The sequence below is a fragment of the Gordonia sp. NPDC057258 genome (assembly GCF_042668985.1).
Lineage (GTDB): Bacteria > Actinomycetota > Actinomycetes > Mycobacteriales > Mycobacteriaceae > Gordonia > Gordonia hongkongensis.
In genome coordinates, this window is the sequence record NZ_JBHUXZ010000010.1 from 18,260 (window position 1) to 43,955 (window position 25,696).

General features: G+C 68.6%; 24 protein-coding genes, 1 tRNA gene and 1 other RNA gene. 9 read left to right on the forward strand and 17 right to left on the reverse strand.

Annotated elements, in window-relative coordinates; genetic code table 11:
• Window positions 1-42: 42 nt before the first annotated feature.
• Window positions 43-1,194, forward strand: a complete 1,152-nt coding sequence (locus tag ACFUEJ_RS09610) for an acyl-CoA dehydrogenase family protein (RefSeq protein WP_058251055.1) — start codon at window positions 43-45, stop codon at window positions 1,192-1,194.
• Between the two features lie 83 nt (window positions 1,195-1,277).
• On the opposite strand, the gene ACFUEJ_RS09615 is transcribed toward ACFUEJ_RS09610, so the two are convergent.
• The gene (locus ACFUEJ_RS09615; protein WP_137808664.1) at window positions 1,278-2,159 is read right to left on the reverse strand and encodes a LysR family transcriptional regulator; all 882 of its coding nucleotides are present in this window, start codon (window positions 2,157-2,159) and stop codon (window positions 1,278-1,280) included.
• A gap of 103 nt (window positions 2,160-2,262) precedes the next feature.
• Between ACFUEJ_RS09615 and trxA the strand changes: the two genes are divergently transcribed.
• Together trxA and ACFUEJ_RS09625 are read left to right on the forward strand one after the other, a co-directional pair.
• Entirely contained in the window at window positions 2,263-2,625 is a 363-nt protein-coding gene (gene trxA, locus ACFUEJ_RS09620; RefSeq protein ID WP_058251053.1) for a thioredoxin, read from the forward strand.
• Between the two features lie 75 nt (window positions 2,626-2,700).
• Entirely contained in the window at window positions 2,701-3,693 is a 993-nt protein-coding gene (locus ACFUEJ_RS09625) for an EamA family transporter (protein WP_388028914.1), read from the forward strand.
• On the opposite strand, the gene ACFUEJ_RS09630 is transcribed toward ACFUEJ_RS09625, so the two are convergent.
• On the reverse strand, window positions 3,682-4,764 hold the full coding sequence (locus ACFUEJ_RS09630; protein WP_078111801.1) for an alpha/beta hydrolase: 1,083 nt from the start codon (window positions 4,762-4,764) through the stop codon (window positions 3,682-3,684). The two genes, ACFUEJ_RS09625 and ACFUEJ_RS09630, sit on opposite strands and share 12 nt — an antisense overlap.
• Before the next feature lie 75 nt (window positions 4,765-4,839).
• On the opposite strand from ACFUEJ_RS09630, the gene ACFUEJ_RS09635 reads away from it, so the two are divergent.
• Window positions 4,840-6,141 (forward strand): MurT ligase domain-containing protein, encoded by a 1,302-nt coding sequence (locus tag ACFUEJ_RS09635; RefSeq protein ID WP_259935284.1) that lies wholly within the window; start codon window positions 4,840-4,842, stop codon window positions 6,139-6,141.
• Window positions 6,138-6,860 (forward strand): type 1 glutamine amidotransferase, encoded by a 723-nt coding sequence (locus ACFUEJ_RS09640; protein WP_247451078.1) that lies wholly within the window; start codon window positions 6,138-6,140, stop codon window positions 6,858-6,860. The genes ACFUEJ_RS09635 and ACFUEJ_RS09640 overlap by 4 nt, the downstream gene beginning before the upstream one ends.
• 80 nt (window positions 6,861-6,940) lie before the next feature.
• Here ACFUEJ_RS09640 and ACFUEJ_RS09645 read toward each other — a convergent pair whose 3' ends face one another.
• The 8 genes from ACFUEJ_RS09645 to ACFUEJ_RS09680 form a co-directional block, all read right to left on the reverse strand.
• Window positions 6,941-7,663, reverse strand: coding sequence for a uracil-DNA glycosylase (locus tag ACFUEJ_RS09645; RefSeq protein WP_388028918.1), 723 nt, complete (start codon window positions 7,661-7,663; stop codon window positions 6,941-6,943).
• An 84-nt stretch (window positions 7,664-7,747) separates the two neighbouring features.
• A complete protein-coding gene (locus tag ACFUEJ_RS09650) occupies window positions 7,748-8,290 on the reverse strand; it encodes a (d)CMP kinase (protein ID WP_091344307.1) in 543 nt (180 codons plus the stop codon).
• A gap of 14 nt (window positions 8,291-8,304) precedes the next feature.
• On the reverse strand, window positions 8,305-9,936 hold the full coding sequence (locus ACFUEJ_RS09655) for an alpha/beta fold hydrolase (RefSeq protein ID WP_058251046.1): 1,632 nt from the start codon (window positions 9,934-9,936) through the stop codon (window positions 8,305-8,307).
• Window positions 9,937-9,980: 44 nt separating this feature from the next.
• Complete coding sequence (gene recR, locus ACFUEJ_RS09660; protein ID WP_058251045.1) at window positions 9,981-10,592, reverse strand: recombination mediator RecR; 612 nt, start codon at window positions 10,590-10,592, stop codon at window positions 9,981-9,983.
• A gap of 67 nt (window positions 10,593-10,659) precedes the next feature.
• On the reverse strand, window positions 10,660-11,076 hold the full coding sequence (locus ACFUEJ_RS09665; protein WP_388028923.1) for a YbaB/EbfC family nucleoid-associated protein: 417 nt from the start codon (window positions 11,074-11,076) through the stop codon (window positions 10,660-10,662).
• Complete coding sequence (locus ACFUEJ_RS09670; RefSeq protein ID WP_058251043.1) at window positions 11,054-11,383, reverse strand: hypothetical protein; 330 nt, start codon at window positions 11,381-11,383, stop codon at window positions 11,054-11,056. The genes ACFUEJ_RS09665 and ACFUEJ_RS09670 overlap by 23 nt, the downstream gene beginning before the upstream one ends.
• Window positions 11,380-12,300, reverse strand: coding sequence for a pseudouridine synthase (locus ACFUEJ_RS09675; RefSeq protein ID WP_189340148.1), 921 nt, complete (start codon window positions 12,298-12,300; stop codon window positions 11,380-11,382). The genes ACFUEJ_RS09670 and ACFUEJ_RS09675 overlap by 4 nt, the downstream gene beginning before the upstream one ends.
• A gap of 124 nt (window positions 12,301-12,424) precedes the next feature.
• On the reverse strand, window positions 12,425-12,862 hold the full coding sequence (locus ACFUEJ_RS09680) for an SRPBCC family protein (RefSeq protein ID WP_058251042.1): 438 nt from the start codon (window positions 12,860-12,862) through the stop codon (window positions 12,425-12,427).
• A gap of 82 nt (window positions 12,863-12,944) precedes the next feature.
• Here ACFUEJ_RS09680 and ACFUEJ_RS09685 point away from each other — a divergent pair, with 82 nt between their 5' ends.
• On the forward strand, window positions 12,945-14,327 hold the full coding sequence (locus ACFUEJ_RS09685) for an FAD-binding oxidoreductase (protein WP_058251142.1): 1,383 nt from the start codon (window positions 12,945-12,947) through the stop codon (window positions 14,325-14,327).
• Window positions 14,324-15,646, forward strand: coding sequence for a class I SAM-dependent methyltransferase (locus ACFUEJ_RS09690; protein ID WP_388028928.1), 1,323 nt, complete (start codon window positions 14,324-14,326; stop codon window positions 15,644-15,646). Before ACFUEJ_RS09685 ends, ACFUEJ_RS09690 begins: the two co-directional genes overlap by 4 nt.
• Window positions 15,647-15,754: 108 nt before the next feature.
• Here the strand turns inward: ACFUEJ_RS09690 and ACFUEJ_RS09695 are convergent, their stop codons facing one another.
• The 5 genes from ACFUEJ_RS09695 to ACFUEJ_RS09715 all read right to left on the reverse strand — a co-directional run bounded on the left by ACFUEJ_RS09695 (window position 15,755) and on the right by ACFUEJ_RS09715 (window position 21,534).
• Window positions 15,755-18,217, reverse strand: a complete 2,463-nt coding sequence (locus ACFUEJ_RS09695) for a DNA polymerase III subunit gamma and tau (RefSeq protein ID WP_078111805.1) — start codon at window positions 18,215-18,217, stop codon at window positions 15,755-15,757.
• 43 nt (window positions 18,218-18,260) lie between these two features.
• Complete coding sequence (locus tag ACFUEJ_RS09700) at window positions 18,261-19,769, reverse strand: glycosyltransferase 87 family protein (protein WP_058251039.1); 1,509 nt, start codon at window positions 19,767-19,769, stop codon at window positions 18,261-18,263.
• Between the two features lie 88 nt (window positions 19,770-19,857).
• Complete coding sequence (locus ACFUEJ_RS09705; protein WP_058251038.1) at window positions 19,858-21,132, reverse strand: aminotransferase class I/II-fold pyridoxal phosphate-dependent enzyme; 1,275 nt, start codon at window positions 21,130-21,132, stop codon at window positions 19,858-19,860.
• A gap of 71 nt (window positions 21,133-21,203) precedes the next feature.
• Window positions 21,204-21,298, reverse strand: an RNA gene (gene ffs / locus ACFUEJ_RS09710) — signal recognition particle sRNA small type.
• 147 nt (window positions 21,299-21,445) lie between these two features.
• Window positions 21,446-21,534: transfer RNA gene (locus ACFUEJ_RS09715), tRNA-Ser, on the reverse strand.
• Window positions 21,535-21,612: 78 nt separating this feature from the next.
• Here ACFUEJ_RS09715 and ACFUEJ_RS09720 point away from each other — a divergent pair.
• Window positions 21,613-22,461 carry an NmrA/HSCARG family protein gene (locus ACFUEJ_RS09720; protein WP_078111806.1) on the forward strand — a complete coding sequence of 283 codons (849 nt, stop codon included), beginning with the start codon at window positions 21,613-21,615 and terminating at the stop codon, window positions 22,459-22,461.
• Window positions 22,462-22,480: 19 nt separating this feature from the next.
• Here ACFUEJ_RS09720 and ACFUEJ_RS09725 read toward each other — a convergent pair whose 3' ends face one another.
• Together ACFUEJ_RS09725 and ACFUEJ_RS09730 are read right to left on the reverse strand one after the other, a co-directional pair.
• Window positions 22,481-23,581: a DNA polymerase domain-containing protein gene (locus ACFUEJ_RS09725; RefSeq protein WP_078111807.1), complete on the reverse strand. Its 1,101-nt coding sequence runs from the start codon at window positions 23,579-23,581 to the stop codon at window positions 22,481-22,483.
• 2 nt (window positions 23,582-23,583) lie between these two features.
• Window positions 23,584-24,636, reverse strand: a complete 1,053-nt coding sequence (locus tag ACFUEJ_RS09730) for an ATP-dependent DNA ligase (protein WP_078111975.1) — start codon at window positions 24,634-24,636, stop codon at window positions 23,584-23,586.
• Window positions 24,637-24,774: 138 nt separating this feature from the next.
• On the opposite strand from ACFUEJ_RS09730, the gene gluQRS reads away from it, so the two are divergent.
• Window positions 24,775-25,683 (forward strand): tRNA glutamyl-Q(34) synthetase GluQRS, encoded by a 909-nt coding sequence (gluQRS, locus tag ACFUEJ_RS09735; protein ID WP_078111808.1) that lies wholly within the window; start codon window positions 24,775-24,777, stop codon window positions 25,681-25,683.
• Window positions 25,684-25,696: the final 13 nt, after the last annotated feature.

The window sequence follows — 25,696 nt, forward strand, 5'->3', positions numbered from 1 at the left end:
AACTCCTGAACGACGATCGAGTAGAGCAGAAAGGCAGAAGCCATGAAACGCACCATCTTCGAAGACGAGCACGAGGCCCTGCGGGAAACCGCGCGGCAGTTCCTGCAGCGCGAATGCGCCCCGTACACCGAGGAGTGGACGCGAGCCGGTCAGGTCGATCGCATCGCATTCAAGAAGGCCGGTGACGCAGGTCTTCTCGGATTCAACATCCCCGAGGAGTACGGCGGCGGCGGTGCCATGGACGACTTCCGGTTCAACGCCGTGGTGGTCGAGGAGTTCGCGAAGTTCGACGGCGCGGCACCCGGCCTCAGCCTGCAGAACGACGTCGTCGCACCGTACTTCGTGCATCTCGCCAACGACGAGCAGAAGAAGCGCTGGATGCCCGGGATCGCCACCGGCGAGACGATCCTCGCCGTCGCGATGACCGAGCCGGGCGCGGGCTCCGACCTGGCGGGCATCAAGACCTCGGCCAAGCTCGAGGGCGATCACTATGTCCTGAACGGCAACAAGACGTTCATCTCGTCGGGCATCAACTCCGACCTCGTGGTCGTGGTCTGCCGGACCAACCCCGATCCCGAGGCGGGCCACAAGGCGTTCTCGCTGCTCGTCGTCGAGCGCGGCATGGAGGGCTTCGAGCGCGGTCGCAAGCTCGACAAGATGGGCCTCAAGGCCCAGGACACCGCCGAGCTGCACTTCAACGACGTGCGCGTCCCGGTCGAGAACCTGCTCGGCCAGGAGGGCATGGGCTTCTACCACCTCATGCAGAACCTGCCGTCGGAGCGGCTGTCGATCGGCATCGGCGCCATCGCCGGTGCACGTGCGATCTTCGACGAGACCCTGCAGTACACCAAGGACCGCAAGGCCTTCGGTCGTCCGATCGGCACCTTCCAGGCGAACCGCTTCAGTCTCGCCGAGATGGCGACCGAGCTCGACATCGCCGAGGTCTACATCGACCGCTGCCTGCAGGGCGTACTCGATGGTGAACTGAACGCCGTCGACGCCTCGAAGAACAAGTGGTGGTGTACCGAGCTCGCCAAGCGGGTCATCGACAGCTGCCTCCAGCTGCACGGCGGCTACGGCTACATGAACGAGTACCGGGTTGCCCGCGCCTACACCGACGCTCGTATCCAGACGATCTTCGGTGGCACCACCGAGATCATGAAGGACATCGTCGGCAAGAGCCTCGGCGTCTGAGTCCAGCGATCGATCACCGACAACCCGGGGCACACGCCCCGGGCTGTCGGCGTATCCGGGCCCGCTCAGGTGGCGTCGGGCCGTCAGCCCTGTTCGGCACCCACCGCACGCAGGTGATCGACGACCTGCTGCACGGCCGCCCGCGAACGCGGCCGGGCCAGCGCCTCGTAGACCCGTGCGGCGCGAACTCCTTTGAGCACCAGACGTTTCACCTCCGGGTGCCGGACCGCGAAACGCGGCATCAGCGCGATGCCGTGGCCGTGGGCCACGAGCGCCTCGATGGTGGTGAAGTCCAGCATCCGCTGTGTCACCCGGGGCGCCACCCCGGTCGCCGCCGAGATCGATTGCAGCACATCGTCGACCGGGAAGCCGCCCTCGACGCTGATCCAGTCGTGGTCGGCGAGTTCGGCGACCGCGACCTGGTCGCGCACGGCGAGTTCGCTGCCGGCGGCGACGATCACGTCGACGGGTTCACGCATCAACTCGGTGACGCGGACCCGCGGGATGTTGATCGCCGGGGTCCGTTCGTCGCGGTGGGTGACCACGACGTCGTGATCGGCGAGAGCCGGTGCCGCGTCGTGGTATCCGACGTCGAGGTGGACCGCGTGTACGTCGATGCCCGATGCGGTGGCCCGCTCCAGGACCGCCGGCAGCAGCAGGGTCGCACCGGACGGGAACATCGCCAGGCGGACCCGGGTCTTGCCCGACCGATACGACGACATCTCCTCCTGCGCCCGATCCACCGCCGCGATCACGTCATCGGCGCGCAGTACGAGCGCACGCCCCGCCTCGGTCAATCGGATTCGGCGGCCATCGGGTTCGAACAACGCGACACCGGCCTCCTCTGCCAGGACCTTCAGCTGTTGCGACACCGCCGACGGGGTCATGTGCATCGCCTCGGCGACCGCGCCGATCGACTCCCGGTCGGCGAATTCCCGCAGCAGCCGCAGACGCCGGACTTCCATGCGACAACGGTACTCAGGCCCACGTCGTCGTCAGGCGGTGCCGTGGGTCACGGCATGACCCTCGGGGTGGAATGTCCGAGCGGTCCGATCCGTTGGTGGGGGCATGGCATCACAAGACATCACCCTGGAAACCTTCGAGGACACCATCGCCTCGGACGGCATCGTCCTCCTCGACTTCTGGGCCGGCTGGTGCGGCCCGTGCCGGCAGTTCGCGCCCGTCTTCGAGAAGGCCTCCGAAGCACACTCCGACATCGTGTTCGGCAAGATCGACACCGAGGCCGAGCAGCAGCTCGCCGGCAGTCTCGGAATCCGTTCCATCCCGACGCTCATGGCATTCCGGGACGGGATCCTGGTCTTCAACCAGCCCGGTGCACTACCTGCGGCTCAGCTCGAGGAACTGATCGGCGCCGTCGAGGGGCTCGACATGGATGACGTGCGGGCGAAGGTCGCCGCGGCGCAGGAGTAACCGTTCAGAGAAACTGAATAGTTATTCCGGTTAAATTCGATTGTCCTTCACATCGTCCACGCCGACGATGGGGCCATGTCCACTCGTGATCGCCTCCTCGCGTTGTTCGTCGTCCTGCTCTGGGGACTGAACTTCATCGCGATCCGAGTCGGGCTGGACCACTTCCCGCCGTTTTTCCTCGCCGCGATGCGATTCGCGGTGATGGCGATACCGGTCATGTTGTTCGTGCGGTTCCCGAAGGTGCGCCTGAAGTGGTTCCTGCTGTACGTCGCCGGCTTCGGCAGCGTGCAGTTCATCATGCTGTTCCTCGCCATGGATCTGGGCATGCCGACCGGGCTCGCCTCGCTGGTCCTCCAGACCTCGGCGCCCTTCACGGTCATGCTCGGCGTGCTGTTCCTCCGGGAACGGATGACGGCCGGGCAGATCCTCGGCCTGGCGGTCGCGGTTCTCGGCATGGCGGTCATCGCGATCGACCGGATGCGCGGCAGCGACCTCGGCGTGGCCGCTCTGCTCCCGATCGGTCTCACCGTGCTCGGTGGTCTGAGCTGGGCAGCGGGCAACATCGGGGGCAGACTCGCCCGTCCCGACGACTCCTTGCGGATGACGTTGTGGATGGCCGTCGTCGCCACTCCGCCGCTGTATGCGGTGAGCCTGATCGTCGAGGGACCGTCCGCCGGCTTCGACGCGCTCGCCACGCTCGGTACCGAGAGTGGACTCCGTGCCCTGGGTGGCCTCGCCTACCTCGCGATCTTCGGCACCGTCATCGGTGCGGGTCTGTGGACCACGCTGCTGGGACGCAACGACGCAAGCCGGGTGTCGCCGATGTCGCTGCTCGTGCCCGTGGTTGGGATCTCGGCAGCATTCTTCGTTCTCGGCGAAGTCCCCAGCGTCGGGGAGATCGTCGGTGCGGTCATCGTCGTCGCGGGGTGCGCTGCCGGGGTGATGGCCCGGCCGCGAGCCCGTAGGCGCCCGACCGTTCCAGGTGCCACGCAGAAGCCGGCCGATTCCGTGTCGGCGGTGACGGGCGCTCGGGAGGGCGCCCGAACACCGGTGCGCTCAGGCGGCTGAGCTGGACCCGGCCGGCGGAAGGGCCCCGCGCACCACCGCGCACAGACGGTCGACCGCGGCCCGGGCCCCCGGACTGATCAAGGTCATGTTGACGAACCCGTGGATCATCGCGCCCTCTCGCCGGACCGTGACCGGCACGCCGGCCTCCTCGAGCCTGCGCGCGTACGCGAGGCCCTCGTCACGCAGCGGGTCGAAGCCGGCGACCATGACATGCGCAGGCGGGAGACCGCTGAGATCGTCGGCAAGCAGTGGCGAGCAGCGCGGGTCGCTCCGCTGCGCGGCGTCGGGCAGGTAGCGATCGGTGAACCAGTCGATGCCGTCGGCGGTGAGGAAGTACCCCGACGCGAACTCCCGGCGCGAGGGTGTGTCGGCGGCCTGGTCCGTCACCGGGTAGATGAGCAGCTGGAAAGCCGGGGTGACCGCTTCGCCACGGACCTCCCGGGCGACGACGGTCGCGAGATTTCCGCCCGCGCTGTCACCGGCGACGACGATCCGCGCCGGATCGAGACCCCACCGCGGCGCCACCTCGACAGCGAAGCGCCACGCCGCCACCGCGTCCTCGACGGCCGCGGGGAACGGGGCGTCGGGGGCCAACCGGTAGTCGACGGAGAGCACGTCGAGGCCGGTGCCATGTGCCAGACGCCGGACGAAGGTGTCGTGGCTGATCCGGCTGCCGGTGACGAAGCCGCCGCCGTGGAAGTAGACGAGCAGCCCGGCCGAGTCGGTGGTGGAGCGATACCGGGTGGCCGGGATCGGGCCGGCGGGTCCGTCGATGACGAGGTCCTCCTCCACCGCCATGGGCGGCAGCGCCTCGGCCATGGCGGCGCCGACCTCGTCGGTCTGCGCACGCGACTGCGCCACCTCGCCCTGGAAGGGATTCAGCCCGGGCACGTTGTCATTGGCCCAGCCGATCGCGGCAAGCTCGGGGGCGACCCGCTCACCGTCGGAGTTGACCGGTGCCCGTCGCCCCAGAACGGCCAACGCTCCGGCCGGGATTCGTGCGACGCCGAGCAACAGTCCGCGTTGCACTCGGGCGGGCAGGGACAGGCGCAGATGGGTGTCGCGACTCACAGCCGCCGAGCCTACGCGGCGTCGGCGCACGGCACGACCACTCCCGTCGGATCGGCCTGTGACACACTCGTGCGCATGCCCGACCGACTCTCTTCCGCCGGTTCTGCAACCCGTACGAACACCCGTGTTCCCGCCCGTACCGCCATCGCCCTGGGTGCTGCGGCCGCGGCCCGGTGGGCGTCGCGCACCGCGGGACGGGGCAAGGGGTCGATGATCGGCGGTCTGGTCGCCGCGAAGATCGACCCCCAGATCATGGGTCGGCTCGCCGCGGGCAAACGCACCGCGATCGTCACCGGCACCAACGGGAAGTCGACGACCACACGGATGACCGCGGCCGCGATGGCCGAACTCGGCGAGGTCGCCACCCAGGCCGACGGCGCCAACATGGACGCCGGCATCATCGCGACGCTGACCCTGAGCCGGACGGCGCCGTTCTGCGCGCTCGAGGTCGACGAACTGCACGTCCCGCACGTCAGCGACGCCGTCGACCCCGAGGTCCTCGTGATGCTCAACCTCTCCCGGGATCAGCTCGACCGAGTCGGGGAGATCAACATGATCGAGCGTCGGCTGCGTGAAGGCATCGCACGTCATCCCGAGACCACGGTGATCGCCAACTGCGACGACGTCCTGGTGACGTCGGCCGCCTTCGACGCCCCGGACGTGGTCTGGGTCGCCGCCGGCGCGAGCTGGGTCGGCGATTCCGTCAGCTGCCCCCGTACCGGCGAGCCCATCGTCCGTTCCGAGGAGGGGTGGCGGTCGACCGGCGACGACAACTTCCGCCGCCCCACCCCCGACTGGTGGTTCGACGACGAGAACATCTACGGCCCCGACGGTTTCAGCGCTCCCCTGGAGCTCGCGGTGCCCGGCAGGGCCAACCGCGGCAACGCGACGCAGGCGGTGGCCGCGGCCGTCGCGATGGGCGCCGACCCGCGCAACGCGGTGGCCGCCGTCGGCACCGTCGGCGAGGTCGCCGGCCGGTACGGCATCCACCAGGTCGGAAACCACTCGGTCCGAACACTTCTCGCGAAGAACCCGGCCGGGTGGCAAGAAGCGATGTCGATGATCGACCAGGACGCCGACGGGCTGGTGATCGCGGTCAACGGCCAGGTGCCCGACGGCGAGGACCTGTCCTGGTTGTGGGACGTGCGCTTCGAGGCGTTCGAGACCATGCAGGTCGTCGCGGCCGGCGAGCGCGCCGCCGACCTGTCGGTCCGGCTGCTCTACGCGGGCGCCGAACACACCACCATCCCGGACCCAATGGCCGCCATCGCATCCTGCCCGCCGGGACGCGTCGAGGTCCTGGCGAACTACACGGCGTTCCGCGATCTCGGCACCGCCCTGGAACGCGCAGCACGATCACGGAAGGCGGAGCAGTGAGCGAATCGACCCTGCGGATCGGCCTCGTCCTGCCCGACGTCATGGGTACCTACGGGGACGGTGGGAACGCCCTCGTCCTGAAGCGCCGCGCACTGATGCGTGGCATCGACGCCGAGGTCATCCACATCACCCTCGACGATCCGGTCCCCGACTCGCTCGACGTCTACACCCTCGGTGGCGCCGAGGATTACGCGCAGCGGCTCGCCACCCGGCACCTCACGCGCTACCCGGGTCTGCAGCAGGCGGCGGCGGCCGGACGGCCGGTGCTGGCCATCTGCGCCGCCATCCAGGTGCTCGGCCACTGGTACGAGACATCGGCGGGCGAACGCGTCGACGGCATCTCCCTGTTCGATCTCACGACGGCGCCCCAGGCGGAGCGGAGTATCGGCGAATTGCTCGTCGATCCGACCCTCCCAGGACTGTCACAGTCCCTCACCGGTTTCGAGAACCACCGCGGCGGAACGACTCTCGGGTCCGACGCGGCCCCACTGGGTCGGGTACGGCACGGCGTGGGCAACGGCGTCGGCGACGGCACCGAGGGCGTCGTCCAGGGCAGCGTCATCGGCACCTACATGCACGGTCCGGCACTGGCCCGCAACCCCGAACTCGCCGATCACCTCCTGGCCACCGCGCTCGGCGTCGAAACGCTTGCACCGCTTGACCTTCCCGAGGTAGACCGGCTCCGCCGGGAGCGGCTCACCGCCGGCCGGCGTCGGTAGGGACTTGGACCGCACTGATGGCGACGCACCCCTCCGCTCCCTGAGGTGCGAGGAGCGATAGCGACGAGCCTCGAAGGGCCTCACCCGCTCTCGATCCCCGCCGACCGTGCCGCGGCGGTGAGCACGTCGACGACCATCTCGACCGTCAGCCGTCCGGTGAAGGTGTTCTGCTGGCTCACGTGGTAGCAGCCGAACACCTCGAGTTCGGTACCGTCGCGGACGAGGGTCGTGGAGACACCGTGGCCGAATTTCGGCATCGGCTTCGGCACCGTCCAGCCGAGTTTCGCGAAGGTGCGAAGCGTTGACTGCCAACCGAATCCGCCCAGCGTGACCACCGAGCGGACCGTCGGCGCGAGCAGTTCCAGTTCGGCGTGCAACCAGTACGAACAGGTGTCGCGTTCGGCGACCGTCGGCTTGTTCTGCGGTGGGGCGCAGTGCACGGGCGCGGTGATCCGTGTGTCGAAGAGTTCCAGCCCGTCGCCGATCGCGACCGAATGCGGCTGGCTCGCAAGGCCGGCGCGATACAGCGCCGAGAACAGGACATCGCCGCTGCGGTCACCCGTGAACATGCGCCCGGTCCGATTCCCGCCGTGCGCCGCGGGGGCGAGGCCGACGATCAGCAGTCGCGCATCCGCCGGACCGATACCGGCCACCGGCCTCCCCCAGTACTCCTCGTCGGCGTACGCGCGTCGCTTCTCCTGCGCGACCAACTCCCGCCATTCGACGAGGCGCGGGCATGCACGGCACTCGATCAGCTGCGCGTCGAGCTCCGCCAGATCACGGAAGCGTCGTCGGGTGGCCATCCCTCGACACTAACCGCGGCGTCCGCTCGGCATCCCGGTCGGCCGACGGGACCGTCAGTCCGAGACCCCTCAGTCCAAGCCGGCTCAGTCCAGTACGACGCACCGTTCTCGCGTGCGATCCACGCCGAACCAGCCGCGCTCGAACTCCTGCCACGCCTGAAGATGACCTCGCGCGTCCTCGCCGTCGCGGGCGACCGTCCGCTCGAGCCGTTCGCTCGGGGTCCCGCCGTCGAGCCACAGCGCGTGGGACAGGCGGCCGGCGATCCGGCGCCGCGCCGACGACACCCCTTCGATGATCAGGAGCGGCTGCCACTCGATCCACACGCGGGGCCCGGGGGCCGGGACGCCGTCCTGCCACACGCGGGGCCGGTACCGGTAGTCGCGTCGTCGGGTGAAGGGGTGCAGCACATCGGTTTCCAGCTCCGGCCACCACGCAACCGGATCGTCCCACGTCGCGAAGTCGTCGGTGCGGACCAGGGTCACCCCGACTCCCCGAGCGCGCAGGTCCGCGACCAGGAGATCGGCGATCGTCGACTTGCCCGCTCCGGACGGTCCGTCGATCGCGACGATCCCGGCGTCGAGGCGAGCGGCCAGTTCGGTCACACGGGCGCGGGTCTGCGGGCTCACCAGATCAGGGTGGGTCACCGACCGGCCGCCCCGGACGCGAACGCCGAGGGCAACCGGGTGAGCGGAGCCGTGATCGGGGCTTCGGGGACGCGCTGCACCGAGGTCCGGCCGGTGCGGAAGTACTCGACGATGGCGTCGTCGAGTGGCTTGTTGGCGCGACCGAGCTGCGCGTGGTCGCCACCACCGACGGTGATGAGGTGGCTGCGCATGAGTTCACGCATCTTCAGCGACCCGCGATACGGGGTCTGCGGGTCGCCGACGCTCTGGATCTGCAGGGGCGCCACCGCCAGCCCGCGGTTGCGGATCTCGACCGGCCGCGCAAGCGCCGGCGCTCCGGCACACGCGAGGCCGGACTCGTAGGCGAGACCAGGCGCTTCGAACGGATCCCCGGTCACGTAGTTCGCGACGAACGCCTGGAAGCCGAGCGACGGCTGCGCGGGGACCTGGTTCTCGTTGCACAGGACCGCGGCCTGCATGTCCTGCGAGACCTGGGCGGCCTCGAGCGCGGCGGGGCCCGGGGTGGGCAGCTTCCGGCCGGGGGTCGCGGTCATCAGCGCCACCGTCGGCCAGGAGTTGCGATCAGGAGCGAGCGCGCGGGTGAGCACCAGTAGCTGCGACGTCAGCTGTAGCGACCCGGGCCGGAGCAAGGTGAACACCAGGTTCTCGAACCTGGCACGCGCGTCGGCGGTCAGATCGGTTCCCGCGATGTACTGCTGCGCGACCGCCCGCAGGCCCGGCGGCACGTCCCCGACCTGCGCGGGAGGTGCCAGCAGCGATGGCGGCACACCGGCCTCGGCACTGACCCGGTCGCTCCACTTCCGGTACACGGCGAGTGGCGTCGTGCCGAGATGGTAGATCCGGTCGTGGCGCGCGATCCACGCCATCATCTCGTGCACCCGCGCCTTGTAGCCGGGTGTCTGCACGGAGAGAAGGCTGTTCCACACCACGCCCGGGTCGAAACCGGAGTCGAGGACCATCCGGTCGACGCGCTGCGGGAACAGTGTCGCGTACGTCGACATCAGCAGGGTGCCGTACGAGATGCCGTAGAGGCTGACCTTCGGTTCGCCGAGCAGCCGCCGGACGACCTCCATGTCACGGGCGGTGTTCTCGGTGGTGAGCGTCGCCCCGAGGCCCGGCGTACGCGCCTCGCAGCGATCGCGATTCAGCTTGCCCAGCGCCGTCATCAGTTCGGGCTCGTCGCCGGTGATCGGATCGCAGCGCAGCGGTGTGCCCGACACCAGACCACGCGGCTGCACGGCCACCAGATCCCATTCGTCGAGCATGGCCGCCGGCGGGCGCAGCTGACTGAACATCGCGATGCCGTCGCCGCCCGGGCCGCCCGGGTTGCCCATCACGACACCGCGACGCCGGGATTGGTCGCGCGCCTGCATACGGCTCACGCCGATCTCGATGGTCTCGCCGTTCGGCTCGGAGTGGTCGAGCGGAACTTCGACCGTCGCGCACCGGACCGTCGCCGGTACGCCGTGCACCGCGGGGCATGCCTGCCAATCGAGCGCCGGCGCAGCGGATGCTTCGGGCGGCTGCACGCCTTGTACGGCACCCACCAGGCCGCCCGCGACCACCACCGTCAGGCCTGCTGCAACACCCCGGACACGACGACGCCACCCAGTACGCGAGATCACCACATGACCCTAGCCGTCCGGTTTGCCGGGTACGACGGCCACCGACCTCACGCCAGGATGCGACGACCCGACAGTGCACGACCCAAGGTGAGTTCGTCGGCGAACTCGAGGTCGCCGCCCATCGGCAGCCCCGACGCGAGCCGGGTGACCGACAGGCCGGGAAAGTCCTTCAGCATGCGCTGGAGGTAGGTCGCGGTCGCCTCGCCCTCGGTGTTCGGGTCGGTCGCGACAATCACCTCGGAGACGTCGACGCCGTCTTCCTGATTGGCCAGCCGACGCAGCAGTTCACGGATACGCAACTGATCCGGGCCTATCCCGGACAACGGGTCGAGAGCACCACCGAGTACGTGGTAGCGCCCGGTGAACTCCTTGGTCCGTTCGATCGCGTGCACGTCTTTCGGCTCCTCGACGACACAGATCTTGCTGGCGTCGCGGCGGGCGTCGGAACAGATCCGGCACAGGCGATTGGCCGAGACGTTCCCGCACTCCGCGCAGAAGACGACGTCGTCGCGGACCCGTCCCAGCGCGGCGACAAGTCGATCGATGTCGGACTTCTCCCCGGCCAGCAGGTGGAACGCGATGCGCTGGGCGCCCTTCGGACCGAGGCCCGGCTGTTTGGCCAGCTCGTCGATCAGGTCCTGGATCGGTCCCTCATACATGCTGATCTGCGTCCACGGTGTCCGGGATTCCTACTCGTCGTTCGGCGTCGTACGCGGGTGGGCGTACTCAGCCGCCCAATCCGGGGAGGCCGCCGCCGAGACCCCCGGCGAGCGGGCCCATCTTCTCACTGGCCAGCTGCTCGCGCTTCTCCGACAGGTCGGCCAACGCACCGAGCAACAGGTCCTGCAGGGTCTCCACGTCGTCGGGATCAACGACCTTCGCATCGATCGACACGGCGGTCACCTCACCGGTGCCGTTGCCGGTCACGGTCACGAGCCCGTTGCCCGCACTGCCGACCACCTCCGCCGCCGCGATCTCGTTCTGCGCCGACAGGAGCTTCTCCTGCATCTGCTGCGCCTGGGCCAGCAGTCCGGCCATCGGGTTCTCCCCGCCCTGACCGCCGCCGAACAACGCGCTGGGATCGAATGGTTGCGTCACCCGGCCCAGGGTAGTCGCAGCGTCAGCGCAGCAACCGATCGACATGCGCGGCGATGTCGTCGACGGTCGACTCCTCGACGGCGGCCACCTCGAAGGACAGGACCTCGTCGCCGAACAGCCGACCGGCGCGCGCGGTGAGCGCGAACTCGAATCGGTCGTCGATGCGACGCCACTGCGTGATCCCGCCGTAGACAGGCGCACTGGCTCCCGTGGTGACGCAGTATTCGTCGGCGCGCGGCCCGCCGACCAGATCGCGCTGGATCTGGAAACAGGCCAGCGACTCGTCGTCGATGAAGACCACGGCCTCGCAGCCCAGGTCGGGATGCCGTTCGTAGGACGCGCGGATGGTCATGGCGCCAGGGTAGATCGTGGCCCTATCCCGACCACCGGGCGTCGGCTCTCGAACCGGCGCTCCTCGCCGGTCAGCGGGTCGGTGAACTCCAGCGCCCGGGCGACCAGGCGTAGCGGCCGGGTGAAGTCCCCGTGATCGGGAAGCGCGGCGAGTCCCGGCCGCACGTCGGGGTAGAGCGGGTCGTCGACGATGGGCACCCCGAGCGACGCCATGTGCAACCGGAGCTGATGGGTGCGGCCGGTGTGCGGCACCATTCGGTAGACGCCGAGGCCGCCGACGACCTCGGTCAGGGTGATGTCGCTGATGGCGTTGACCGGCCCGTCCACCACGAGGGCGCGCAGGTCGCCCGCGGTCTTCTCGATCCGGTCCCGCACGGTCACGGTCGACGCCAGCGCCTCGTCGGCCGGCGCGAGCGCGAGGTACTCCTTGCGGGCGGTCCGGGACGCGAACAGGTCCTGATAGGCCGCGCGCACCTCGGGCCGCAGAGTGAACAGCAGCACCCCGGCGGTGAGGCGGTCCAGGCGGTGCGCCGGCGAGACGGTGTCGGAGCCCAGTTCTCGACGCAGCCGCACCAGCGCGGTCTCGGTCACGTGACGGCCCCGCGGCATCGTGGCGAGGAAGTGCGGCTTGTCCACCACGACGATGTTCTCGTCGTGGTGGATCACCGGCAGGTCGAACGGGACCGCGATCTCGTCGTCGAGGTCGCGGTAGAGGTACAGCGAGACATTGCGGCTCGACGGCGCGGCCAGATCCGCGGGTCGGCCGTCGGCATCGACGATCTCGCCCGCGGCGGCGCGTCGACCCAGATCGTCGGCGGTCAGCCCCGCCAGCACGGGCGCGGCCAGCAGCGCCTGACCGACGGTCAGCTCCGGCCCCGAACGCAACACCACGCGCGTGGCGTCGACGCCGTCGCGCATGGGCAAGGGCGACGGCCTTGCCCGGCCACGGCGGCGCCGGACGGGATCGGTCGATCCCGCGCCGGTCATCGCACGCTGTCGGGTGAGCAGGTCATCGAGCGCCGCGGTCGGAGATGCCGAGCCGTCAGCTCTCGAGGCGCTTCTTCAGGTTGCCGAGGACCTCGGCCTGAATCCGGTTGAGACCCTTCGGCGCAAATGTCTTCTCGAAGAACCCACCGATGCCGCCGGCCCCTTGCCACGTGGTGGTGGTCGTGACGCGCGAACCGCTGCCCGATGCCGCGACGGAGTAGGTGGTCACCATCGTCGAGTTGGCGTCGCGCTCGGTGACGGTGTCCGGGGTGACGCTGACGGTCGCCTGCACGTCGCGCTGCCGCTTCGACGTGGCCTGCAGAATCCAGTGCACGACGGTGCCGTCGCCCTTGCCGCCGCTGATCACCTTGTAGTCGCGGTACTGCTCCGGGAGGATGGCCGGCCGCACGACCTCATAGTCGGCGAGAGCTCCGACCACGGCGTCCGGGGCGGCGGCGATGTCGAGCGACTGCGATGCGGAAACCTGACCCACGATTGGACACTCCTCAGTTACGAAACGATTGGCGGGCGAACTGATCAAGTCCTAGGCTAACCGGGTGACCAACGGGCTCGAGATGGGGGGAGCGGCATTCGACCAGGGGGTTGCCGACCTTCTGGCCAGCTATCGTGCCATCCCGCCGCAGGCAACCGTGCGTCTTGCGAAGAAGACGTCCAACCTCTTTCGTAAGCGCGCCGCCAATCCGCATCCGGGACTGGACGTCTCCGGGCTCGACCGGGTCATCTCGGTGAATCCCGAAGCGCGGACCGCCGACGTCGCCGGCATGTGCACCTACGAGAACCTCGTCGCGGCCACTCTGCCGTACGGCCTCGCACCGCTGGTAGTCCCACAGCTCAAGACGATCACCCTCGGCGGCGCGGTCACCGGACTCGGCATCGAGAGCACGTCCTTCCGCTCCGGACTGCCCCATGAGTCGGTTCTCGAGATCGACATCCTCACCGGCGACGGCGAGATCCTGACCGCGACGCCCACCAACGAACATGCCGACCTCTTCTTCGGTTTCCCGAATTCCTATGGCACGCTCGGCTATTCGGTGCGGTTACGCATCGAGCTGGAGCCGGTGAAGCCGTATGTGGCACTGCGCCATCTTCGGTTCACGAGCATCGTCGACCTCCAGTCGGCGATGGACACGATCGTCACCACGAAGTCGCACGACGGCGAACCGGTCGACTACCTCGACGGAGTCGTGTTCTCCGCCAACGAGTCCTATCTGACGCTCGGCCGCCAGACCGGCGAGGACGGACCGGTCAGCGATTACACCGGGATGGACATCTTCTATCGATCCATCCAACAGAAGACGACCGATAGGTTGACGATCCACGACTACCTCTGGCGCTGGGACACCGACTGGTTCTGGTGCTCACGCGCCTTCGGCGCACAGAATCCGCGAATCCGGCGCTGGTGGCCGAAGCGGTACCTCCGCAGCAGTTTCTACTGGAAGCTGATCGGTCTCGACCAGCGATTCGACATCGGCGACCGGTTGAACGCCCGCAAGGGACTACCGGCGGGTGAACGCGTCGTGCAGGACATCGAGGTTCCCATCGACCGGACCGCCGACTACGTCGAGTGGTTCCTCTCCGAGATTCCCATCGAACCGATCTGGCTGTGCCCCCTCCGGCTTCGCGAGCCCGCCCTCCCCGGCGCCGATCCGGTACGCCCCTGGCCGCTGTATCCCCTTGCCCCGCAACGCACGTACGTCAATGTAGGCTTCTGGTCCGCCGTGCCGGTCACCCCGGGCGATCCCGGGCACACCAACAAGACCATCGAACGCAAGGTCGCCGAACTCGACGGCCACAAGTCGCTGTATTCAGAGAGTTTCTACACGCCGGAGGAGTTCGACGAACTCTACGGCGGAGAGAGTTATCGGCTCCTCAAGAAGCGGTACGACCCGCGGGGTCGTCTGCTGGACCTCTACTCGAAAGCGGTGAAACGCCAATGACCACGTTCAAGGAGAGTTCGGCGTCGAGTGTGGACTCGCACGCCGGCAAGATGACCCTCGCCGAGATCTTCGAAACACTCCTCGGCGGAAACCTGTCGATCCGGATCACCGCCTACGACGGCAGCAGCGCCGGACCCGTCGACGCCCAGTACGGCCTCGACCTGAAGACCCCGCGCGGAACAACGTATCTGGTGACCGCACCCGGCGATCTCGGACTCGCGCGCGCCTACACCGCAGGCGATCTCGAACTCATCGGCGCGCACCCCGGTGATCCGTACCCCGCGCTGAAGGCACTGGCCAGCAACCTGCAGTTCCACCGCCCCTCCCCCCTGTCGCTCGCCCACATCGCGCGGTCGCTGGGCATCGATCACTTCAAGCCGATCGCACCGCCGCCGCAGGAGGCCTTGCCGCGCTGGCGTCGATTTGCGGAAGGACTGCGGCACAGCAAGTCTCGTGATGCCGAGGTCATCCACTACCACTACGACGTCTCGAACACGTTCTACGAGTGGGTGCTCGGACCTTCGATGACGTACACCTGCGCCGTCTACCCGGAACGCGACGCATCGCTGGAAGCCGCGCAGGAGAACAAGTACCGCCTCATCTTCGAGAAGCTCCGCCTCAAGCCCGGCGACCGCCTCCTCGACATCGGATGTGGCTGGGGCGGAATGGTCCGCTATGCCGCGCGTAGGGGTGTCCACGCGATCGGGGCGACGCTGTCCGCCGAACAGGCACAGTGGGCCCAGAAAGCGATCGCCGACGAAGGGCTCGGCGAGTTCGCCGAGGTCCGGCACAGCGACTACCGCGACGTTGCCGAGAGCGGCTTCGACGCGGTGTCGTCCATCGGGCTCACCGAGCACATCGGTGTCCACAACTACCCGTCCTACTTCGGGTTCATGCGCGACAAGCTCCGTCCCGGCGGCATGCTGCTGAATCACTGCATCACGCGCCCCGACAACGCGAGCCGCAGCAAGGCGGGATCGTTCATCGACCGCTACGTCTTCCCCGACGGCGAGCTCACCGGCTCCGGCAAGATCATCTCCAAGCTGCAGGACATCGGCGGCATGGAGGTCATCCACGAAGAGAACTTCCGCGAGCACTACGCGATGACGCTGCGCGACTGGAACATCAACCTCGTCGAGCACTGGGACGAAGCGGTGGCCGAGGTCGGCGAGGGCACCGCGCGGCTGTGGGGCCTCTACATGGCCGGTTGCCGAATTGGCTTCGACCGCAACATCATCCAGCTTCACCACGTGCTCGCCACCAAACTCGACGAGGACGGCGGCCACCAGGTGCCACTCCGGCCGTGGTGGGACGCCTGAGCCCGACCCGCCTCTGAAAACCGCCCTCAGAAATCGGACACGCGGCGTATCGTCGTCGAACCTGTTGCGCGGGGCGGTTTTCAGACAAAGCTTCCCGAGCGCACCCGGTCACTCGAGCGGCCGTGCCCCCAGCTCCGATTTGAGTAGTTCCAGCGCCACCTGGTCGGGGTCGAGCCGCTGCTCGGGGCTGCCGGTGCGTGCATCGGCCACCATCTCCGCGCGTTCGTCGTGCGGGATGTCCTCGTCGGCACGTGGCGGCTCGGGCTCCTCCGGTTCGGCGACCGGCTCCGGTGTGGGGGCCGGCGTCGCCGACTGGTCACGCGCGCGGCTCGGACGTGAGTACGACTGCCGAGCCTTGGCCGCTTGCTTCGTCGGCGGCGCGGTCGACGTGGCGGAGGGTGCGGCGGCGCCCGGCGCCTGGTGCACGGTACGCACGTCGAGTTCGGTGCCGAAGACCTCGGTGAGCGCCTCGCGGATGATCGTCACGGCGTGCGGTGCGGACAACCGCCCGACCAGCACCTCGACCGGATGCGAGAGCACGACGGTCGTCCCGTCGACGTCGGCGATGACCGCCGCCGACAGCATCGGCTCGAGACTCTTCGACCGTTCCCGCACCGCGGCCCGGATGTCCTGATACCGCTTGCGAACCGAGTCGGCGTCGAGCCCGGCGGTCGCCTCGGGCTCGGGCTCCGGTTCGGGCACCGGCTCGGGCTCGGGCCGACGGGCACGGACCGGCATCGCGTCGGGTGGCGGGACGTCGTCCTCGTCGACGGGCTCATCGGGCAGCGGGATGTCGTCGTACGCCGCGGTCGACGCCGGTTCGGCAATCGGTTCCGGTTCGGGCGCGGACGGGGTCCGATGGCGCGACGGCGGTTCGGGCGCGGACGGGGTCCGGTCGGACCGTGCCGGCGGCTGAGTCGGCGGCGTCGGCGGGGCGGGCACCTCGATCAGAGATGCCGTCTCGTCGTCCGATGAGGCGTCAGCGGCCGGCGCCGGTTCGACCTCTGCCGCCTCGGCACTCGGTTGGTCGGCGATCAGTTCGTCGAGCATCGACTCGTCGTCGGCGGGCTCCTCCGCGGGCAGCACGGCCTCCGCCTCGGCCCCCGAACCCGTTGCGACGCCGGTCGAGTCGGGATCAACCGCCTCGGGCGCCGCGTCTGCCGTGACCGCTTCAGCAACGACGGGTTCCGGCGCAGGAGTCTCCACCACCATCTCTGGCGCAACCGGCTCAGACACCACCGGTTCCGGCACCCGGCCGGCGTCGGGTTGCGCGGCGTCGGCCTCGACGGCTTCCGCGGCCGCGCGCTCGGACGCCTCAGCAGCCTTGGCCTCTTCCATCGCCTTGCGCTGCGAGGGTCGAACGAACTTCGGTTCCGGTTCCGGTTCAGCCGGTTTCGCGGGTACCGGGATCGACGTCGTGCCGATCCCCGACTCGAGTCGTTCGAGTCGCTGCAACAGAGCTGCGTCGTCGTCGGAGACCGCGGGCAGCAGCATCCGCGCGCACATCACCTCGAGCAGGAGTCGCGGCGACGTCGTGCCGCGCATCTCCCCGAGCGCGTTGTGCACGATCTCGGCGAACCTGGTCAGCGACGCGGGCCCAAGGGTCTCGATCTGGGCGCGCATGCGGGCGAGCTGGTCACCCGGCGCCTCGACGAGTCCGCGGTCCGCGGCGTCCGGAACAGCCTGCAGCAGAATCAGATCGCGCAGACGTTCCAGCAGGTCGACGGCGAACCGTCGAGGATCGTGCCCGGCGTCGACCACCTTCTCCACCGTGCCGAACAATGCCGAACCGTCGGCGTCGGCGAGAGCGTCGACCGCGGTGTCGATCAGCGCCACGTCGGTGACACCGAGCAGCGCGAGTGCGCGTTCGTAGGCGACACCCTGGTCGTCGGCGCCGGCCAGCAGCTGATCGAGGATCGACAGCGAGTCACGAGGCGAACCGCCACCCGCCCGGATGACGAGCGGGTACACCTCGGACGCGACGGTCACGCCCTCGCGCTCACAGATCGTCTCCAGGAGACCGCGCATGACCGGCGGCGCGAGCAGCCGGAACGGGTAGTGGTGGGTGCGCGACCGGATGGTCGGCAGCACCTTCTCGGGTTCGGTGGTCGCGAACACGAAGATCAGATGCTCCGGCGGCTCCTCGACGATCTTGAGGAGCGCGTTGAATCCCGCGTTCGTCACCATGTGCGCCTCGTCGACGATGAACACGCGGTAGCGCGACTCGGCGGGCGCATAGAAGGCGCGGTCACGCAGCTCGCGGGTGTCGTCGACACCGCCGTGACTGGCGGCATCGAGCTCGATGACGTCGAGGTTGCCCGGACCCCCCGGCGCGAGCGCCACACAGGAGACACACGTTCCGCACGGTGTGGAGGTGGGGCCCTGCACACAGTTCAGCGAACGAGCCAGGATCCGCGCCGACGACGTCTTGCCACAACCGCGGGGACCGGAGAAGAGATACGCGTGATTGATGCGACCGGAATCCAGGGCACGGCTCAACGGATCGGTGACGTGCTCCTGCCCCACGACGTCGGCGAAGGTAGCCGGGCGATAGGTGCGATACAGAGCCACGCGTCGAGACTACCGGCGACCCGTGACAGTCGATGAGTGTGCCTCACACTGGTGCAGCGGGCCCCTGATCGGGTGTCTCGGTGACGGGTTCGCCATCGGTTCCGACCAGGTCATCGGCCATCCCGCGGGTGTCTTCCGAAGGACGCAAAGTGTGCCCGGACGTGCCTCGCGAGTCGCGCGGCCCGGACTCCTCGCCACCCGTGTCCGGCCGTCGTGTGCCCTCACTGCCGGTGCCGCCCGCATCGCCGGTCGGCAGCCCGCCCTCGGCGATCACCGCAGCCGCGACGCCGGGCGGGATGATCGGGTCGGCGGGCGTCGGCGTGGAGTAGCCACGGCTGCCGACCATCCGCAGGCCGACGACCGTCGCGACGAGCACGCCGAGGTAGGCCCACAGATAGGGGCTGACCGTGAACCAGTTGAGCCACGTGATGCGGGTCTTGACGTACAGCCCCGTGTAATAGCCGTCCGGGATCAGCGCCGGTACATGCGTCGGCCACGAGAACGCGAGTAGCACCAGTGCCGCCACGCCCACGCCGGCCCACACCCGCGGTGCCCGCGGCTGCCGGGCGTCGAGAACGAGGTGGATTCCGATGACCAGGATCGGGATGAACCACACCCAGTGGTGGCCCCACGACATCGGCGACACCACGCAGGCGGTCATCCCGACGATGCTGACGGCAAGGAGTTCCTGACCTTTGCGATGGGCGTACGTCGCCACCGCGAAGCCGACCGCCAGCACTGCCAGCACCAGGGCGAGCCAGAGCAGCGTCGGCGGATTGTCGGTGTCGAGGTGGTTGGCCAGCATGCCGCGCAGGGACTGGTTACCGCGCAACTGAGCGGAACCGACCCGGTCGGACTCGAACAGTTTGCCCGTCCAGTACGACCACGAGTCCCCGGGCAAGGCGGCGAACCCGATGAGCATGGTGGTGGCGAAGCCGCCCACCACCCCGGCGAGGGCGCGCCAGTTCCGTTGCACGAGGAAGTAACCGGCGAAGATGAGGGGCGTCAGCTTGATCCCCGCGGCGACTCCGGTCCAGAACCCCTTGAGGCGTCCACCGTCCGGGCGCGCCAGATCGGCCACGATCACGAGCATCAGGAACACATTGATCTGCCCGTACCAGATCGTCGTACGAACCGGCTCGAACAACATCGCCACCGCCACCAGCGACGCCGCGATCACGCGCAACGGCCAGGTCACCGGCCGGCCGAGGCTGCGGAAGCTCAGCATGATCACCAGATAGAGCGCCACGACGATGCCCGCCGACCACAACATGCGGGCGACGTCGAAGGACATCCAGGCCAGCGGACTGAACAGCAAGGCGGAGAACGGCGAGTAGGTGTAGTCCAGGTCGCCGATCATCTTGACGTCGTAGAGACTGACGCCGTTGGCGACCGCCCGGGCACCCGCCTGATACACCGAGAGATCGATCTGGTTGTGCAGCAAACCCCAGAATTGGGCGCCCAGGGGTACGACGACATCCTGGAGTGCCAGTGCGATGACCCCCACGACGGCGAAACCGGTTGCGAGAAGAACCGGCCTGGGCAGATTCACGATTTGAAAGCCTGTCACAAAGTGGCGCGCACGCCAGCGCACTCGCCGGAGAATGAGAGCAATCTAACGCCGGGATCGGCGTGTCGGGTCAGCTGGAGCGGGCGAGCAGGGTCTCCGCCGCGGCCAGCAGCACGCACGTGGACACCCCGTCCATCGCAGCCCGCAGGTCGTCGGTGTTCGGGAACGTCGGTGCGAGTCGGATGTTCTGATCGTGCGGATCGGTCTTGTACGGGAACGCCGATCCGGCGGCGGTGAGCGCGATACCGGCTTCTTTGGCCAGCTCGATGGTGCGTCGGGCCGCGCCGTCGACGACGTCGAGGCTGATGAAGTAGCCGCCCTCCGGCTCCGACCACGACGCCACCTTCGACTCCGTGAGCCGGTCCTCGAGGATGTCGAGCACGAGCTTGAACTTCGGGGCGAGGATCTCCCGGTGGCGGGCCATGTGCGCGCGCACACCGTCGGCGTCGCCGAAGAACTTGAGGTGACGCAGTTGATTGACCTTGTCGGGTCCGATGGTCTTCAGCGACAGGTACTTGCTGAACCAGGCCAGGTTCTCCGGCGACGACCCGAAGAACGAGACGCCGGCGCCGGCGAAGGTGATCTTCGACGTCGAGCCGAGGACGTACACGCGGTTCGGGTGCCCGGCCTGCGCCGCCATCTCCAGGATCGGCAGCGGCGTCGGCGGGGTCTCCACCAGCGTGTGGACGACGTAGGCGTTGTCCCAGTAGATCCGGAAGTCCGGCGCCGCGGACATCTCGAGCAACCCGCGGGTGACCTCCTCGGAGAAGGTGACGCCGGTCGGGTTCGAGTAGGTGGGCACCGCCCACATGCCCTTGATGCTCGGGTCGGCGGCGACGAGTTCGGCGCACACCCGCACGTCGGGACCGTCGGGCAGCATCGGCACCGGGATCATCTCGATGCCGAAGCTCTCGGTGATCGCGAAGTGGCGGTCATAACCGGGCGACGGGCACAGGAACTTGATCGTCTGACGTCCCCACGGCTCGTCGGAGTCGGCGGTGCCGTGCAACAGCCCGAAGACCGTGAGGTCGTGCATGATCTCGAGGCTCGAGTTGCCGAGCGCGAGCAGGTTGTCGGGGTCGACGGCGAGGAGTTCCCCGAAGATGCCGCGCAACTCGGGCAGTCCGTTGAGTCCGCCGTAGTTGCGGGTGTCGGTGCCCGCGCCGTCTCGGAACTCGTCACCGGGCAGCGACAGGAGACCGTTCGAGAGATCGAGTTGCTCGGGGGCCGGCTTGCCGCGGGTGAGGTCGAGCTTGAGACCCAGCGCGCGCAGCGCCTCGTATTGCTTGGTCAGTTCCGTCTGGGTGTTCCGGAGTTGGTCGGCACTCATCGAGTGAAAATTCAACGTTGGCCCTCTCGCGGCTCGACGCCGGTGCGGGTGGCCGACGCCCCTGACCTGAAACTTCGTATCGGGAAAATAGGGGACCCCGCGCACCCGAGAGAGCCCGTTGACCCTTGCTGCCTTCCGGCCCTGGGGGAGTTCACAGGATGCACGCCGCGCGGGATCCGTCGTCCAGTGTAGCGAGGGGTTCCGGCGGCCGGAGCCGGGGTCCTCGAACCGGTCCGCGCGGCTCGATCGCACTCGGCCCGCACGCTCGGGGATACGACGAAGGTCCGCGGTGTCACCCGGAAAGACGGGTGTCACAGCGGACCTTCGGTGGCGGAGGATAGGGGATTCGAACCCCTGAGGGCTGTTAACCCAACCCGCGTTCCAGGCGAGCGCCATAGGCCACTAGGCGAATCCTCCAACGTCGAGATGATAGCCGCCGACGGCGCACTCACCCAAACCGTCCGGCCGTCGAGTGTGACCGCTAGGGTCGACGACATGGCCGATTCCTCCCCTGTCGTTGTCGTCGGAGCCACCGGAGGGCAGGGCGGCGCCGTGCTCGACGCGCTGCTCGAGGCCGGTTTCCCGGTCCGCGCCGTCGTGCGGGACGCGGTGTCGAGCAAGGCGGCACGCCTGGCCGACCGAGGCGTCGAACTCGCCGTCGGCGACATCGTGAGCGGGTCGGGCCTCACCGAGGCGTTCACCGGGTCCGCGGGTGTGTTCGCGCTCACCACCCCGTTCGAATCCGGCGTCGAGGCCGAGATCGGTCAGGGTCGTGCGCTGATCGAAGCCGCCACGTCCGCGTCGATCCCCTACCTCGTGTTCTCCTCGGTGGCCTCGGCCGATCGTCAGACCGGCGTGCCGCATTTCGATTCCAAGTTCGAGGTCGAGCAGATGTTGGCAGCCACCGAGATCCCGCACACGATCGTCGGCCCGGCCTACTTCTTCGACAACCTGCTCGGCGGAGCCGACGCGCTCGCGGCGGGCGTGATGCCGATCGCGATGCCCGCGGACAAGCCGCTGCAACAACTCTCGCGGCGCGACCTCGGCCGACTCGTCGCCACCCTGTTCGCCGCGCCCGACGTCCACGTCGGCCAGCGCATCGACCTCGCGTCCGATCAGCCGACGCCCGAGGAGATGGCGCGCATCATCGGCGACGTTCTCGGCACCACCGTCACGGCGGAGTCCTACGATCCCGAACGTATCGAGTCCGAGGACATGCGGGCGATGTTCACGTTCCTCGGCGACCGCGGGTACGAGGTCGACATCCCGACGCTGCACCGCCGGTTCCCTGATGTGGGCTGGCAGAGTTTCGCGACCTGGGCGGCCGAGGCGCTGCGCCGCTGACCCATACGGAACCCAGGCATCAGCCGTCGGAGCGTCGGTTGCCCTGCTCATCCCAGTGCTCGGCGACCTTCTTGCTCGGCTGTACGCGCGGCGGCTCGCCCGGCATCTTGGGATAGCTGGGCGGATAAGGCATGTCGCCCAGGCCGTTTGCGTCGTCGGCCTGGACCATCTCCAGCAGTTTCTCGACGCCGCGCCGGTGGTCGGCGATGTCGGCCCATGGGTCGCCGCGATCTTCCAGGAGCTTCGGGACGGTCGCGATGGTGCAGTCGTCCGGATCGACGTCGGCGAGTTCGTCCCACGTCACCGGCGTCGACACCCGGGCGCGGGCGCTGCGTCGAACGGAGTACGGGGATGCCATCGTGCGGTCGCGGGCGTTCTGGTTGTAGTCGATGAAGATCCGTTCTCCGCGTTCTTCTTTCCACCACGATGTGGTGACCGCGTCCGGGTCGCGGCGTTCGAGCTCGCGGGCGATCGCGATGACGCAGCGTCGGGTCGCGATGAAGTCCCAGAGCGGCTCGATGGGCACGTACACGTGTACTCCCCGACCGCCCGAGGTCTTCACGAAACCGGTGAACCCGAGTTCGTCGAGCAGCGGCTTCAGTCCTTCGAGCGCGACCCGCCGCACATCCTCGAAGGTCGTGCCGGGTTGCGGATCGAGGTCGATGCGAAGCTGATCGGGATGGTCGTTGTCGGGATGCAGGGTCGGCCAGGTGTGGAAGGTGACGGTGCCCAGGTTCGCGCCCCACACGAGATCCGCGGGCACCGTGGGTCGGATCGCATCGCCAGTTCGCTTGGAGGGGAACACGATCGGGGTGGACCGCACATGCTCCGGCCGCTTCTTCGCGATGTGCTTCTGGTAGATCTCCTCGCCCTCGACGCCGTCGGGGAAGCGCTGCAGAAAGGTCGGGCGGTCGCGGGTGGCGCGCATCAGCGGTCCGTCGCCGCTGTCGTCGGCCCTGCCACCCGTGTCGCCGAGTGCTACGGTGCGGTAGTACCCGACGAGATCGCGCTTGCGGCCGCCGTTCTCGCCGAGTTCGGGGAAGTAGATCTTGTCCGGGTTGCTCATCCGGACGGCGACCCCGTCGACGTCGAGTTCCTCCGCGGGCGAACGAGATGCCATGGTCATTCTCCTTCGAGGACGTCGTGGAGATCGTAGGTCAGCGGGACGTCGAGCTGGTCGTAGCCGCAGCTCCCCGGTTCTCGATCGGGCCGCCAGCGAAGGAATTTCACCGTGTGCCGGAAGCGATGGTTTTCCATCTGGTCATATGCGAACTCCGCGACCAGCTCCGGACGGATCGGGATCCACTCCCCCGATTTCTCCGAACGCCACCGCGTGGGCTCGCCCGGCGACGCCCTCTCCGGGTCCAGCCGCATCGGCTCGAACATCTGCTGCAACTCGATCCGCTTGGCGTCGGAGAAGGCACCCGCCCCACCGACCATCCGCAATTCGCCGTCGTCGCCGTACAGTCCGAGCAGCATCGACCCGATCCCGGTGCCCGACTTGTGGATTCGATACCCGAAGATCACACAGTCCGCGGTCCGTTTGTGTTTGAGCTTCAGCATCTCCCGCTTGTTCTCGACGTACACGCCGTCGAGTCGCTTGGCGACGACACCGTCTAGCCCGGCACCTTCGAAGGCGGAGAACCAGTCCTCGGCGACCGCGGGGTCGCTCGTCACCCGGCTGACATGCACGCGACGGTCCCGCCCGCCCGGACCGACGGCCCGCAGCAGCGCTTCCCGGCGCACCTCGAAGGGTTCGCCCATCACGCTCGTCGACTCCAGCGCCAGCGCGTCGAATCCGATGAAGATCGCCGGTGTCTTCTCCGCGAGCATGGTGACGCGCGATTCCGCCGGATGGATGCGCTGCGCGAGCGAATCCCAGTCGAGCCGATGCGTGTCGCCGATCAGCGCCGGCACCCCGATCTCACCGTCGAGGACCACCTTGTCGGGCAGTTCGTCCTTCACCGCCGCGACGATCTCGGGGAAGTACCGGGCCAGGTCCTTGCCGCCTCGCGATCCGATCGTCACCTCGTCGCCGTCGCGGAAGACCAACGCGCGAAAACCATCCCACTTGGGTTCATACGACCACGCCACCGAACCGTCGGGCTGCGGCGGCACGCTGGTCACCGCCTTGGCCAGCATCGGCGCAACAGGCGGCATGACCGGGAGATCCATGAAACTCATCGTTCCTCACTCGTCGACGGGACCGCAACGCCTACGCGCCGCCGCACACCCGGCGTGTCGTCGTCCGTGCCGTTACAGGCAGACCGGCCGCGGCGCGGATTCTCATCGCCGACCGGTAATCTCGACGCGGTGTCGACGCAGCGAGCGGGCCGGTACGCGCCCTCCCCCTCCGGGGACCTCCACGTCGGCAATCTGCGGACCGCCCTGCTCGCCTGGCTCTTCGCGCGGACCACCGGCCGGCGGTTCCTGATCCGGATGGAGGATCTCGACCGAGCCGTCGAGGGCGCGGATTCCCGGCAGTTGTCCGATCTCGCGGCCCTGGGCCTCGACTGGGACCCGCCCGTCGTCCACCAGACCGACCGGCTCGAGGCATACCGTGCCGTCCTCGACGACCTGCGCGACGCCGGCCGCACCTTCGAGTGTTTCTGCACCCGCCGAGAGATCCTCGACGCGCCGTCCGCACCCCATGCGCCGCAGGGCGCCTACCCGGGCACGTGCCGCGACCTCACCGCCGCCGAACGCGACGAACGCCGTGCCACCCGGCCACCCGCGATCCGGCTGCGGGCCGACGTCCGGGAGTACGGCGTCGATGACCTGCTGCACGGTCCCTACATGGGCGCGGTCGACGACTTCGTGCTGCTGCGCAACGACGGCACCCCGGCCTACAACCTGGCCGTCGTCGTCGACGATGCCGCGCAGGGCGTCGACCAGGTCGTCCGCGGGGACGATCTGTTGTCGTCGGCGCCCCGGCAGGCCTACCTGGCGGCGCTGCTCGGGAAGGCCCCACCGACGTACGCGCACGTCCCGATGGTGCTCAACGCCAACGGAATCCGGCTCAGCAAGCGGGACGGGGCGGTGACCCTGGCCGACCTCGCCGCCGCAGGGGTGGCGACGTCGACCGTGTTGTCCCGCATCGCCCATTCACTGGGGCTCGGCGGCCGGGACGAGCCCGTGCGCGCAGAGCAACTGGCGAACCGGTTCGACCCCGCCGCGCTGCCGGCCGAACCGTGGTTCCTGACGGCCGACGAGTGGACCTAGCGGCCCACCCTGC